Raw genomic sequence first — 13038 nt, 5'->3', positions numbered from 1 at the left:
CATAGCAGGTATTCAGAGGCCCATCGATGCAGGCTTGTGCCCCGGGAAAACTGATACTCAGTGGTGAACACTCTGTAGTATACGGGGCGCCGGCACTGGCGCTGGCGGTCAAACGTCATATAAAGTGTCATAGTGCTGATGCTGTCCAAAGTGGTCTTACCTGGTCACTGCCCGAGCTGCAGCGTCAGGGTCATATCAGCTGGTCTGAACTGGCGCGACAGGCACAGCGGCTGGATACCCGATTTTCCATGTTTGAACGCAATGAACTGCCGGTAGCCGCTATTCTGCAGGCGCCTGAACAGTTGCTGCTTTATGCCATTGCTCAGTTAATGCCTCAACCTTGTCCTTTGTCTGGCATATCTATTCAGGTTAACTCTGAACTTCCTCCCGGTGCCGGCATGGGATCTTCCGCTGCGGCGTCTGCTGCCATACTTACGCTATCCGAAGCGCTTTTTAATAAGCCTCTTACCAGCGATGAGAAGTTTCGCCTGGTGCGCTACTGTGAACGTTTGTGTCATGGCCGGGGCGGGCTTATCGATGCTGCAGCTGTGACCTGTGGTGGTTTGATCAAGGTCCAGAACGGCGGAGTTACCGAATTGACTGCGCAGCTGGGTGGAGGTTGGTTTTATGTTAACAGCGGTACTCCTGAGTCGGGTACCGGTGAATGTGTCGAACAGGTGCGCCAGCAGTTTGCTGATGATGCGGTGTGGTCACAATTTGCCGGTCTGACCCTGCGTTTGGAGCAGGCTATTTCTGCGGCTGATGATACTACGGCTTTAACTACAGCGTTAATCCGGGAGAATCACCGGTTGTTGCAGTATATCGGCGTTGTCCCTGCAGCTGTCAGTCGCTTTATTGATCGCCTGGAACTGCTCGGTGCAGCGGCTAAAATAAGTGGTGCTGGTTCAGTTACCGGCGACGCTGGTGGTGCGCTGCTGATTTACGCGCCGACTATCGATATCGCTCCGTTGTGTGCAGAATTTGGCTATAGCTTCATGGCTATCGAAGAGGATTCTAAAGGTGCCCGACTCTGTGATTGATTTAACTCCTTTGAAAGTAACAGCTCCGGGCAGCCTGATGTTGATGGGCGAGCACTCGGTACTGTTTGGTGAGCCGGCGCTGGCCTGTGCTGTGGATAAACGTATCAGTGTCGAGCTGACTCCCCGTGACGATCGTCAGGTGGTTATCGATTCGGCGCTGGCCGGTTATCGCTCTGATCTCGATCATCTGGCGGCTGAAGCTAAGCTCAGTTTTGTGCTGGTGGCGATTCAGCGTCAACAAGCGGTATTGCCGGCAGGTTTTGAGTTGAGGATCCGATCTGAATTTTCTCATACGGTCGGTTTAGGTTCTTCGGCGGCAGTCACTGTTGCCGTAGTCACCGCACTGATGGCGTTCTCAGGGGCATCGGGCGACCCTATGGCTGTATTCAATGAATCTCTGGCAGTGGTACATCAGGTTCAGGACGGGCGTGGTTCCGGTACCGATCTGGTGGCTGCCGTATTTGGCGGAGTGGTTAGCTATACAGTTGCTACAGCTGAGTCACCTGCCCAGATCCGGGCGTTAAAAGGGTTGCCAAAAATTAGTCTGTATTATGCTGGCTATAAAACCAAGACCCCTGATGTATTGAAAATCGTCGAGCAATATTGCGCGCAGCAGCCACAACTCTATGCGGGTATCTATCGCTTGATGGGCCAGTGTACTGCGCAGGCTGAGCTCGCCGTCGAGCGGTCCGACTGGGTTAGCCTCGGGCAGTTGATGAATATGTATCAGGGTTTTATGGATGCCCTGGGAGTAAACGATAAACAGCTGGTGGATATTATCTATAGCCTGCGTCAGTCTGATGCTATCTATGCTGCAAAAATATCCGGATCCGGGCTGGGTGATTGTGTGCTGGCCCTGGGGCAAGATGCTAACCTTTCTATAGCGTATGAACAGATTCCCGTTTCTATTTCAGCCCAGGGTGTGAGTGTTGAATATCAATAAGCAATCGGTAGTTGCCGAATACCTGCCACAGCAGATCAGTCCGGTCAAAGACAGCATGGATCAAGCGGTCTTTGCTCCCAGTAATATAGCCCTGTGCAAGTATTGGGGTAAGCGGGATGCCGAGCTGAATCTGCCGATTAACAGCAGTCTGTCTGTATCCCTGGCCCATCTCGGCAGTAAAACCCGGTTATCAGTTAATGAATCAGGCGGTGATGAAGTCTGGCTTAATGGTCAGCAGGTCGCTGCGGATGACAAGTTTGCCAGCAAGGTGATTGATTTTATCGATCTGTTCCGTCGTGGTGCTGATCATGGGATCAAGGTAGAAACCGAGAATAATATACCGACAGCTGCAGGGTTAGCCTCTTCAGCCTCGGGCTTTGCTGCGCTGACGTTGGCGATCGATCAATTTTATGCTCTTAACCTGCCAACGCAGGTGCTTTCTGCGTTTGCCCGAATGGGTAGTGGCAGTGCCAGCCGTTCACTGTTTGAAGGCTTTGTCGAATGGCAGATGGGGGTACGGGAAGATGGCATGGATAGTTTTGCCTTTCCACTCCAGGCGCAGTGGCCGGATCTTAGAATTGGCCTGATCAAGGTCAGTACCGGGCCTAAAGCGGTGGATTCCCGGTCCGGGATGAATCGTACCGTCGATACCGCACACTTGTATCAGAGCTGGCCGTTGCAGGCTGCCGCAGATCTGGAAAAATTGCATCAGGCGATAACGGATAATAATTTTACATTACTGGGTGAAACTGCAGAGCAAAACGCCCTTTCGATGCATGCAACGATGATTGCATCCTGGCCGCCGTTACTTTACTGGCAGCCAGACTCTGTTGCTGCGATGCACGCAATCTGGCAACTGCGAGCCAGTGGCACTGAAGTGTATTTTACGATGGATGCCGGCCCCAACCTTAAGCTTCTGTTTAGCGCTGCTGATGAGGCTGCGGTAAAGCTGCAGTTCCCTGCAATGGAAGTGGTGTGCCCGTTCGCCTGAATCAGGTCCCACAACGTCAGGCCCAACAATATAAGGACCAACAACAGGGCTTTATCCTGACCCGGCAGCAAAGTGATGGTGCTGACGGGATCGATTTTACCTTCTGGCTACAACACAATGTCGGTGCTTTTCCTGTTACCGTAACTGGCCAGGAAGCTGTCCTTTTTGTTTTTGACCGGGATGCAGATGCCATAAGGCAGCTGCTTCAACCCTTATCTGGCTGGCGGCTAGCTAATCTTGAACTTAAAGATCTGGAGCAGCAGGGGGTTCATGGGCTCTATTGTCGCTCTCTGCAAACTCTGCGACAGGTCACGGATCTGCTCAATCAACACCATATTCCGATGATTGAAGAAGATATCCGCCCGGTGGATCGTTACCTGATGGAGCGGTTTATCCAGGGTGGGGCTCAGGTTATCCACAGCGCAAAAGGGATACAGTTAAAACCGGCAGAGTATGAGCCCCGGCTGAAGATGTTGTCGTTGGATATTGAAACCACGATGCAGGCTGACCGGGTCTTTTCAATCGGGCTTTATGGTGACGGCATCAGTCGGGTATTGATTATCGGCGATGGTGCGGATGAATCCTGGTTACGGTACCTGCCGGATGAACGCTCCCTTTTAGCGGCGTTTGTGTCTGAGGTGAGTGCCTTTGATCCGGATGTTTTTATCGGTTGGAATGTGGTCGGTTTTGATTTCCGGGTGTTGTATGAGCGGGCTAAACGTTTGGGTATCGGGCTGAAGCTGGGTCGGGATGGCTCTACGATTCAGGTGATTCTGTCGGCGCAAGGAAAATGGTTTTGTCGCATCGCTGGCCGGGTGGTGCTGGACGGTATCGATACCCTCAAAGGCGCCACGTATCAGTTCGAAAGCTTCTCGCTGGAGTATGTGTCTAATCAACTGCTGGAGCGGGGTAAGCTGTTGGGCCATCAGCTTGAAAATGGTCTTAATAAAGGCGAAGAGATTCAACAGGTATACCGGGATAATCCCCGCCAGCTGGCGCAATACAATCTGGAAGATTGTCGTCTGGTACGGGATATCTTCGATAAAGCACAATTGCTGCACTATCTGGTGGAACGAACTAACCTGACTGGTCTGGCGCTCGATAAAGTAGGCGGCTCGGCTGCCGCATTTGACAACCAGTATCTGCCAAGGCTGCATCGAAAAGGTTATGTCGCGCCGGTCTACGCTTCAGGAGAGTCTGATCTGGGTGCTCCGGGCGGTTTTGTTATGGATTCCCGTCCCGGGCTGTATAAGCAGGTGTTGGTACTGGATTTTAAGAGTCTGTATCCGAGTATCATCCGTACCTTTATCGTTGACCCTTATGCGCTGGCCGAAGGCACTGGTACCGAGTGTGATCCTGATGATCTGGTACCGGGCTTTAACCGTGGAATCTTCAGCCGAAAAAGTGCAATACTGCCGGGAATAATTGAGCGCTTATGGCAGGCCAGAGATCGGGCAAAGGCGGAGCAGAATAAGCCGTTGTCGCAGGCAATTAAGATCATCATGAATAGTTTTTATGGTGTGCTGGGATCCAATGTTTGTCGTTTTTTTGACCAGCGGTTATCAGGATCGATTACCTTGCGAGGGCATGAGATTCTTAATAAAACCCGTGATGTCATTGAGCAGGAATTTGGTTATACCGTTATCTATGGCGATACCGATTCGGTATTTGTATGGCTGGGGGATGATTTTCCGGAAGATCGGGCTGCTGCGGAGGGAGAGCGTCTGGCAGTGTTTTTAAATCGCTGGTGGCAGGATGATCTGCAGCAACGCTTTAATCTGCCGTGCCATCTGGAACTTGAGTATGAAACTTACTATCGGCGCTTTCTTATGCCGACCATGCGTCACTCTGAAAAGGGTACTAAAAAGCGTTACGCGGGAATCCGACACTATGCCGACGGCAGTGAAGAGATTGTCTTTAAAGGCTTGGAAACGGTGCGTTCTGACTGGACGCCGCTGGCGCGTCGGGTGCAACGGCAGCTGTATCAGCTTATCTTTGCCGGACAACCCTATCGCGAGTTTCTCAAAGGCATAGTTGAGGAGCTTAAAGCGGGCTTGCTCGATCATGAGCTGGTATATCGAAAACGCCTGCGTCGGCCGCTGGAACAATATACCAAACAGCAGCCTCCTCATGTGCAAGCGGCACACAAAGCTTGTGATACATTGCAGAAACAGGGTAGGCTAAGCTCAATCTCTGCAGGGACGCATATAGAGTATCTGATAACGGTAAATGGACCTGAACCGCTTCAATTCACCAGCTCTCCAATCAATTATCAGCATTACCTCGATCGTCAGCTTGCACCGGTTGTGGATACTATTCTGGTATTCCTCGGGCAAGACTTCGAAAGCATGTGCGCCCCGCAATATAAGTTGTTTTAGTCGATTCAGTTGTACGCTAGAACATCAAAACTGCATGTTTTCTAACAGGAGTTCCAGGAACATGATGCTGTTTTTGAGTGGTAACCATAATGATCTGCGTTCAGCTGTGAATGCGATCGGTGCCAGCGTGGCAATTTTTAAGCAGGAGGACAATAAGCAGTTTTCCATCGTTAGTGCCAATGAATTATTTACTGAAATAACCGATATTGATGTCAGCTCGATGATCGGCGCGAGCCTGCGTGAGTTGTTTCCCCGCTATGTAGAACAGCCGTTGTATGACAAGCTCTGGAGTGTGTTTCCAGTCAGTCATCGGGCGAAATGGAGATGGTGATTGATCGTTCCGGCCGGCAGCGCTGGTGGAGAATTATCTTTTCCCCTGTAGTGAGTGACAGGGCTCATGTTCGTCGGGTGTTGGCTACCGGCATAGAAATTACAGAAAAAAGCAGCTTGAGCAGTCATTGGTCAACAGTCGAAACCGGTTTGAAGCGGTTGTCGAAGCGGCCTATGACGGTATTATTTCGGTCGATGAAAACCAGAATATAAAGCTGATTAATCGTGCCGCCTGCGATATTTTTACCGCCCGGAAAGAGAATCTGATGGGGCGCAGTCTGGAGCAGTTAATTCCCCATAAGCACCGTAGTCACCATAAACGTTATGTCAGTTCATTTGGCGAATCGCCTGTCTCATCCCGGCCGATGGAGTCCCAGGTTTCGGTGCGTGGTTTGCGAGCAGATGGTACAGAGTTCCCGGCGGAAGTGACGATTGCAAAGATCAGTGTCGGTGGTAATACCGAGTTTACTGCGGTGGTAAGAGATATCCCTGAGCGGGCGAGACTGATAGATGAGCTGCAGAAGGCCGCAACTGAAGATCCTCTGACCGGGGTCAGTAACCGTCGTTTCCTGGAAGAAACGTTGAATCGAGAGTTGGAGCGCTGCCGCAGGTTCGGTCATTCCATCAGCGTGGTGATGATCGATCTGGATAATTTTAAAGTGCAGAATGATACCTACGGCCATCATTTTGGTGATGAGATTCTGGTCACTTTTACGCGATTTATCGGAGATCGGTTGCGCGAGGTCGATATTCTCGGTCGCTGGGGTGGGGACGAGTTTCTGGTGGTGTTACCCCAGTCCAGAGTAGAGGATGCAGTGCAGTGGGTTGAGCGCATCAGGCGGGAGATGACTAACGTTGCTAATCAGTTGTCGCACCCGGAAGCACAGATTAGTGCAAGTTTTGGTGTCGTGGATAGCTTTGGTGAAGAGTCTGTAGAGGGGCTGGTTGAGCGGGTAGACAATGCGATGTATCGGGATAAAAGCGGAACGTTGTAAAAGGGAGAATTATCTTACGAATATGACTCCCGGTCAGGGTTGTGCCTGATACAAATGCTGCTGTCGTGGTTACACTTTATGATCTATGTTGTTAGGGGCGCTAAGATTTAAGGCGGGTTGTTAATGACAGGTCTTATCAGGTGGATATGTCTGGCGCGCTTGCATCACCACCTATTCTGAATTATTCGCCTGTTATTGTTCTGCGAGAGTGTGGCGCAGATGTTTTATAGGGAAGGTTACGTGCTATATTGTTGCGGCAATAGGGGGAGTTACGTGCCAGAGGTTTGGCGGTGATTCTGTGCTGTATGTAACAGAGCAGGGATGGCAATGCTTCATTTTGATCAGCTTCAGACGCCTGTCTGGATCTACGATACCGTTAATTTTCGTATACATTGGGCCAATCGTACCGCCTTGCGCTTGTGGCAGGCTGAAGACCTGGCTGAGCTGACTTCCCGTGATTTCCGAACCGATGCTTCCGATGCCGTCTATCAGACCCTGCTGACCTATCTGGATGAATTTGAAAAAGGCCGCTCTATCTGTCACTGGTGGCAGTTAAGTCCGTTGGGTAAGGTGAAAGATGTGTATTGTCAGTTCTCCGGTGTTCGGCTGGAGGATGGGCGCATGGCGATGCTGGTGGAAGGGGTAGAGATGGATGCTCATCTGTTCAGTGGCTCTGCAGTGGTCGCTCTTTACGATGAAAGCGGCGCAATGGTCAGCGCGAGTCCTTCACTGCAGGAGCAGTTTGGTGGCCAGACAAAGTATTTGTCCGATCTGCTGTTATATTCGGAGCAGTCCGAGGTGCTGTTGCAGATAGTCCATGAGCAGGGCGGGCATCAGGAAGATATTAAAGTTAAAACTCTGCGTGGCGCCCGTTGGTACAGTATTGAGTTGCGACGGACGCGTAATGAGGGCGGCTTGCTTACTGTTACTCTGCAGGATATTCATGAGCGGAAAAGCCGTGAATTGCAGCTGCAGTCGATGGCATTGCTTGACCCTCTGACCGGAGTCTTGAACCGTAATGGAATGATGCAAAAACTGACCCCTTTTCTTGAACGGGAAATTCCGTTCACCTTGTTTTATCTGGATCTGGATGGTTTTAAACCGATTAATGACAGTTATGGTCATTCCGCCGGAGATGAGTTATTGGTCGAGGTTGCAAAGCGTCTGACCGCCCATGCCTCAGAGCAAGGTGTCATTGCCCGAATTGGTGGTGATGAGTTTATCGTTGCGGTTGAAGGTTGCGAGCCTGCAACCGGACAGGCCTGTCTTGCAACTACTCTGGTTAACTCTCTGTCCGGGCAGTACCGGGTGTCACAGAACTCCTTATCGATTGCGCTTTCGGTGAGTGTTGGCGTTGCGCGTTTTCCGGAGCATGATCGGGATCTGAATCTGCTCTTAGCGGATGCTGATACAGCTATGTATGTGGCAAAAGATCGCGGGCGGCGCTGCTGGATTGAATATCGGCAGGGCATGCGAGAGCAATTTCATCGTCGTACCCAGGTATCGCAACAGTTAGCTGCGGCGCTGAGTAATGGCGAGTTTCAGCTTGTTTATCAGCCGGTGTTGGATGTTGAAAACGAACGAGTGGTGATTATTGAAGCTCTGCTGCGGTGGAATAATCCGCTTTTAGGTCATGTCTCTGCCGAAGAACTGATTGATGCTGCAGAGCACTGTGGCTTTATCGGTGAGGTGAGTAACTGGGTTTATTACCGCGCCTGTCAGGACTTTGGTCAGATACGCAGTTGCTATGGTGAGCAGGTGCAGTTGTCAGTCAATATTTCGGGTTTGCATGTGCGTCAGGGGGGGCTGGTAGAGTCCTTGTGTCGGGCCGTAACCGATGCCAGTTTACGGCCAGGGGATCTGGTGCTGGAGCTGACGGAGACGGTGATGATGCCGGATTCTGAAGAGTACGCCGCCACGGTCACAGAACTGGTGGGTAAAGGGTTTGATGTGGCTATCGATGATTTCGGTACCGGTTTTTCATCGCTGGCTTACCTGAACAGTATTCCAGCGAACTGGGTCAAGCTTGATCGTGAGTTTGTGGAGCAGCTGGATCACGGTACTGAAACTATTCAATGTATTCATCAGTTGGTTACTGCGCTGGGTAAAAGAATGATTGTCGAAGGTGTTGAGTACGCCTGGCAGGCGGAGTTACTCAAAAGAAATGGGGTAAACTACCAGCAAGGTTATCTGCATGTTGCGCCGGTGGCGCTGAAACAGTTATTAGCAAAGCGTAGTGAGCTGCATCGGATCAATGCTGTGTAGCTGCTGATTGGTGTAGGCTGCTGAATATAGGTTTGGTTGTCTTAGGGAATCTGCGAATAAGTCCTGACGGCACTCTGGTTTACGGGAAAGTTCACAATCAAGGAAGAACTTTGCAGTAATGTCTGGACCTTACAATAAGTACTGACACCGAGTGTGAGCTTTCCCGTAAGCCCCGTAGGGCAAGGCCTGAAGCCCACATCTGCTTCGTTGAAGTTCTGATTAAGGACTATGGCCATTAATGGCGTACTTCGCCTTGCATCTGCAGGCTTCAGGACTTGCAGAGCACGAACAGGACCTGTTCGCAGGTTCCTTAATCAAGCGTATTGAGTTGGATGGAATAACGGTATGACTGATTATAAATCGCAGGATCTGCAGGGCGTTGAATGGTATGGCAAGGACCTGTTCCAGGCTGATCTGTCAGGTGCTGATCTGCGTGGCGCAACGCTGGCTGAAGCGGACCTTAGCCATTCTAATCTGAAAGGCGCTGATTTGAGGGGGGCGGACCTGTCGGGTGCTGACCTTTATCATTCGGATCTGAGCGGTGCCCGGCTTCAGGAGGCTACTCTGCGAGAAGCTCAGCTGTTCCATTGTAATCTGGATAACGCCGATTTAACTGAAGCCTGTCTTATTAAAGCCAACATGAACACATCCACCGCACGCAATGCATGTTTCGATAAAGCCGATTTTTATGAGACAACTATGTATAACACCGATCTTAGTGAAGCTTCGATGCGTGGCGCGGATTTTTTTCACGCCGATATGTTTCACGCCAGGCTATATAATACAGACCTCACCGGTGCCGACCTGACCGACGCCTATCTGTCTAATGCTGATCTGACCGGTACTATCCTTGATAAGGTTGATCTGAGCGGTGCGACTATGCCTGACGGTGCAATCTGTGCGCCCGGATCAATCGGAAAATGTATCGCCCGGTCGGATGATAGTATGGGGTTTCCACCAATTCAGATGCCTAAGTTCTGACAGCAGTAGCGAGACCGACGAACAAGTTCGGCTGGTTAGAATGCGACTGCGTCGCTTGCTAGTGGCTAGAAAAAACGAAAGCCTTTCCTAATTACCACCGATCGTAATAGAGCTAAAGTTATGCGATCGATAACCGATATATTAAGTACCGTTACTTTGTAGTTAAGCTTGGGAGTACACTATGGAAATTTCAGCAGCGTCTGCATCGGCATATCAACAGGCCAGTCTGCAGAACGATGTTGCTATCGCCGTAGCGGGTAAGGCGAAAGATAATCTTGAGCTACAAGGGGCTATGGCTTTGCAATTACTGGAAAGTGCCGTTCAGGTAGCTGATCCAGAGTCACCGCTGGGTCAGAATGTTGATGTACGGGCTTGAAGTTTACCGTGCAGAATACCGAAGCCGCTCATTGAGCGGTTTTTTTATGCGTAATAAAAGCATGGTTTTGTTCTGAGTAAGCCCGGAAACAATCTGATTAATTATTAACAGAACTATTCTATATGCTGTTGTCCTACTCTGACGAGTTTTAAGTATCATTTACTTTTAGCAAATTTTTCCAGGTTGAGGAGGTTGTTGTGCTGCCGATGGGGACTATCATGACCAGTTGTATGGTCACGGGTTTGCTGTTTGCAACTCGGTTGCCAGTGTTGCGTTCTGTACAGCTCTTGCCTGTTAGCTTAAAAAAGATAATAGCTTCGCTAGTGTTTACAGCGGGTCTGTGGAATGTTTTTTGGTATGCGTTGCGACACCTCACCGAGTTTTGGGGAATCGCGGCGTTGGTGTCGGGTGTTCTGCTGTTGCTGACTTCAGCGTACATTGTAAATTTGAGTCGTATGCCTGCGACCTTAAAACGGCTAAGGCCTGGTGTTCTGTTTTTACTTTTATGCTGTGCGCTTTTATATGGAATAACGATTTATAGGCTCTGAGCTGTTTTTTCGTGGCTTATCAATTCGACAATTTAAAAAGGAGACCTATGGTCTCCTTTTTAAATGCATGTTCGGGCTTTCTCTTTTAATCGTTGACCAGAAAAATAACTAAGGTCTTTGGCCCGTGTGCGCCCATCTGCAATTTTTGCTCTATATCGGCGCTGCGCGAAGGCCCTGTGATCATATTGACCGTACGCGGCATAGTACCTCCGAAGGCTGCGCGGATTTTTTTCCAGGCCTCTTCGTATACACCAACAATGGTTGAACGCTTCAGGATCACCAGATGGTTATCCGGCAGAAAGTTAAGCGTGGTCGGGCTTTGCGGACCAGAGTGCAGCATCAGGGTTCCAGTTTCGGCGATGCCGGCAAAGCTGGAAGTAAGGCTGGCAATATCGCCCGCCTGTGCCACCCGCTCAATTCGCTCGATATCAGCAGCTTGCAGTACAGACCAGTCCTGCGTGTTGATCTCGCTATTGCTGGCGCTGATCAGTTGCTTGATATCATGGGCTTTGAGCCAGTCGGCACAGGCTTGGGGAACCTGAGCGATATTGTCCAGTTCGATTAGTTCGGCTACCGCTTCGGTCGCCATCGCTTTAAATAGTTCAACCTGCTCTTTGTGGGGCAGTTGTGCCCGCTGTGGAATCAGGTTGTCGGCGTGAGCATTAAGGCGATTCTGTACTGCCTGTTTCTGCTCAGCAGGCGCTTCGCCATTGTTGCCTTTACGACCCAGGCCACGACGGATATTGCCAAAAATTTCTGCGCGGCTCATGGCTGCTCTCCTGCTTTCTGTTGTTCTTTCCAGGCCTGCATAAAGGTTTTTCCTTGTGGTGCAGGCATATCGCGCCAGTCGGTCCAGCCGCCAGCTAATGGCATTTTCTCAATCTTTCCTTTCTTGCCGGCCCACTTTTTCATGAACCAGGTCGCCATCCGGGTGTATGACTTGTACAGCATTGGTCGCTTAGCCAGGAAGGCCCAGCCGGCAATGCCGTAGCGCACTGGTTTCGGACTGAGATGCTTCTCGAACTCATCTTCACGCCAGTGACGCATCAACTTAGGTAGTGGGATTTTAACCGGACAGACCGATTCACATTTGCCACAGAAAGTTGAGGCATTAGGCAGCATTCCGCCTTTTTCTATGCCGATCATCTGCGGCGTCAGTACAGAACCCATCGGGCCCGGGTAGACCCAGCCATAGCTGTGGCCGCCAACGGCGCCGTAAACCGGGCAGTGGTTCATACAGGCGGAACAGCGGATGCAGCGCAGCATGTCCTGAAGTTCGGTACCTACCATTTCGCTGCGACCGTTATCGACCAGTACTACGTGGAAGTTTTCCGGGCCATCCTGATCGCCTTCGCGGCGCGGGCCGGACGAAAGAGTGTTATAGACGGTGAATTCCTGTCCGGTGGCTGAGCGGGCCAGCAAGCGCAGAAACAGGGTCATATCTTCGAGGGTGGGAACTACTTTTTCGATAGAGGTGACAACGATATGGGTCTTGGGCAGCGTTTGGGTCAGGTCGCCGTTACCTTCGTTGGTCACGATAATGGTCGAGCCGGTTTCGGCAACGCAGAAGTTCGCACCAGTGATGCCAACATCGGCTGCGACAAATTTATCGCGTAGCACTTCGCGGGCCTCCTGCATCAGCACCGCAGGATCATCGGACTTCGGTCGATGATGATGCTCATGGAAGGCTTCGGCAACATCGTCCAGGTTTAGATGGATTGCCGGTGCGATAATATGGCTCGGGTGATCGCCCCGCAGCTGCAGGATATATTCACCCAGATCAGTTTCTACCGGCTGCACGCCATTCTGTTCCAGGTAGTCGTTGAGACCTATCTCCTCGGTTACCATCGATTTACCTTTGGTAACTGTTTTAGCATCGACCTGTTTACAGATGTCGAGGATAATTTTATTGGCGTCTTCTGAGGTGCGGGCCCAATGTACATGACCGCCATTTTCGATCACCTTGCTCTCAAACTGCTCCAGATACAGGTCGAGGTTTTCCATGACATGATTTTTCAGGTCGCGACCCTGGTTGCGCAGCTCTTCAAACTCAGGCATTCGACTTACTGCTATCGCGCGTTTTTCCGGGAAGCCTGCTTTCAGGTTGCCCAATGCGCGCTGCAGGTTTTTATCTTCCAGGGCGTCGTGGGCGCGTTCTTTAAAAAAGGGCGTATTTATCTGCATCGTTTTT

Annotated in this window: 11 protein-coding genes; 9 read left to right on the top strand and 2 right to left on the bottom strand. The window is 50.8% G+C overall.

The window, feature by feature from the left end:
- Nucleotides 1-26 precede the first annotated feature (26 nt).
- The 9 genes from ACQUQM_RS14550 to ACQUQM_RS14510 all read left to right on the top strand — a co-directional run bounded on the left by ACQUQM_RS14550 (nt 27) and on the right by ACQUQM_RS14510 (nt 10299).
- Complete coding sequence (locus ACQUQM_RS14550; protein ID WP_432470616.1) at nt 27-1040, top strand: mevalonate kinase family protein; 1014 nt, start codon at nt 27-29, stop codon at nt 1038-1040.
- Nucleotides 1033-1983, top strand: coding sequence for a mevalonate kinase family protein (locus tag ACQUQM_RS14545; RefSeq protein ID WP_432470615.1), 951 nt, complete (start codon nt 1033-1035; stop codon nt 1981-1983). Before ACQUQM_RS14550 ends, ACQUQM_RS14545 begins: the two co-directional genes overlap by 8 nt.
- Nucleotides 1970-2974 (top strand): diphosphomevalonate decarboxylase, encoded by a 1005-nt coding sequence (mvaD, locus tag ACQUQM_RS14540; RefSeq protein ID WP_432470614.1) that lies wholly within the window; start codon nt 1970-1972, stop codon nt 2972-2974. The genes ACQUQM_RS14545 and mvaD overlap by 14 nt, the downstream gene beginning before the upstream one ends.
- Complete coding sequence (locus ACQUQM_RS14535; RefSeq protein WP_432470613.1) at nt 2959-5352, top strand: DNA polymerase II; 2394 nt, start codon at nt 2959-2961, stop codon at nt 5350-5352. Before mvaD ends, ACQUQM_RS14535 begins: the two co-directional genes overlap by 16 nt.
- A gap of 61 nt (nt 5353-5413) precedes the next feature.
- Nucleotides 5414-5683, top strand: coding sequence for a hypothetical protein (locus ACQUQM_RS14530; RefSeq protein ID WP_432470612.1), 270 nt, complete (start codon nt 5414-5416; stop codon nt 5681-5683).
- A gap of 127 nt (nt 5684-5810) precedes the next feature.
- Nucleotides 5811-6677, top strand: a complete 867-nt coding sequence (locus tag ACQUQM_RS14525) for a sensor domain-containing diguanylate cyclase (protein ID WP_432470611.1) — start codon at nt 5811-5813, stop codon at nt 6675-6677.
- Between the two features lie 327 nt (nt 6678-7004).
- A complete protein-coding gene (locus tag ACQUQM_RS14520; protein WP_432470610.1) occupies nt 7005-8942 on the top strand; it encodes a putative bifunctional diguanylate cyclase/phosphodiesterase in 1938 nt (645 codons plus the stop codon).
- 345 nt (nt 8943-9287) lie between these two features.
- Nucleotides 9288-9923 (top strand): pentapeptide repeat-containing protein, encoded by a 636-nt coding sequence (locus ACQUQM_RS14515; RefSeq protein WP_432470609.1) that lies wholly within the window; start codon nt 9288-9290, stop codon nt 9921-9923.
- A 181-nt stretch (nt 9924-10104) separates the two neighbouring features.
- Nucleotides 10105-10299, top strand: a complete 195-nt coding sequence (locus ACQUQM_RS14510) for a putative motility protein (RefSeq protein ID WP_432470608.1) — start codon at nt 10105-10107, stop codon at nt 10297-10299.
- Between the two features lie 633 nt (nt 10300-10932).
- Here ACQUQM_RS14510 and ACQUQM_RS14505 read toward each other — a convergent pair.
- Nucleotides 10933-11616, bottom strand: a complete 684-nt coding sequence (locus ACQUQM_RS14505; RefSeq protein ID WP_432470607.1) for a LutC/YkgG family protein — start codon at nt 11614-11616, stop codon at nt 10933-10935.
- Nucleotides 11613-13031 carry a LutB/LldF family L-lactate oxidation iron-sulfur protein gene (locus ACQUQM_RS14500; RefSeq protein WP_432470606.1) on the bottom strand — a complete coding sequence of 473 codons (1419 nt, stop codon included), beginning with the start codon at nt 13029-13031 and terminating at the stop codon, nt 11613-11615. The genes ACQUQM_RS14505 and ACQUQM_RS14500 overlap by 4 nt, the downstream gene beginning before the upstream one ends.
- Nucleotides 13032-13038: the final 7 nt, after the last annotated feature.

The organism is Amphritea sp. HPY (assembly GCF_050870985.1).
GTDB lineage: Bacteria > Pseudomonadota > Gammaproteobacteria > Pseudomonadales > Balneatricaceae > Amphritea.
This window is presented reverse-complemented; position numbering and strand designations above follow the sequence as displayed.

Bases quoted from the DNA above. Each gene is read 5' to 3' on its own strand.
- ACQUQM_RS14530 (WP_432470612.1), top strand. From the start codon at position 5,414: ATGATGCTGTTTTTGAGTGGTAACCATAATGATCTGCGTTCAGCTGTG.
- ACQUQM_RS14520 (WP_432470610.1), top strand. From the start codon at position 7,005: ATGCTTCATTTTGATCAGCTTCAGACGCCTGTCTGGATCTACGATACC.
- ACQUQM_RS14515 (WP_432470609.1), top strand. From the start codon at position 9,288: ATGACTGATTATAAATCGCAGGATCTGCAGGGCGTTGAATGGTATGGC.
- ACQUQM_RS14505 (WP_432470607.1), bottom strand. From the start codon at position 11,616: ATGAGCCGCGCAGAAATTTTTGGCAATATCCGTCGTGGCCTGGGTCGT.
- ACQUQM_RS14500 (WP_432470606.1), bottom strand. From the start codon at position 13,031: ATGCAGATAAATACGCCCTTTTTTAAAGAACGCGCCCACGACGCCCTG.
- ACQUQM_RS14550 (WP_432470616.1), top strand. From the start codon at position 27: ATGCAGGCTTGTGCCCCGGGAAAACTGATACTCAGTGGTGAACACTCT.
- ACQUQM_RS14510 (WP_432470608.1), top strand. From the start codon at position 10,105: ATGGAAATTTCAGCAGCGTCTGCATCGGCATATCAACAGGCCAGTCTG.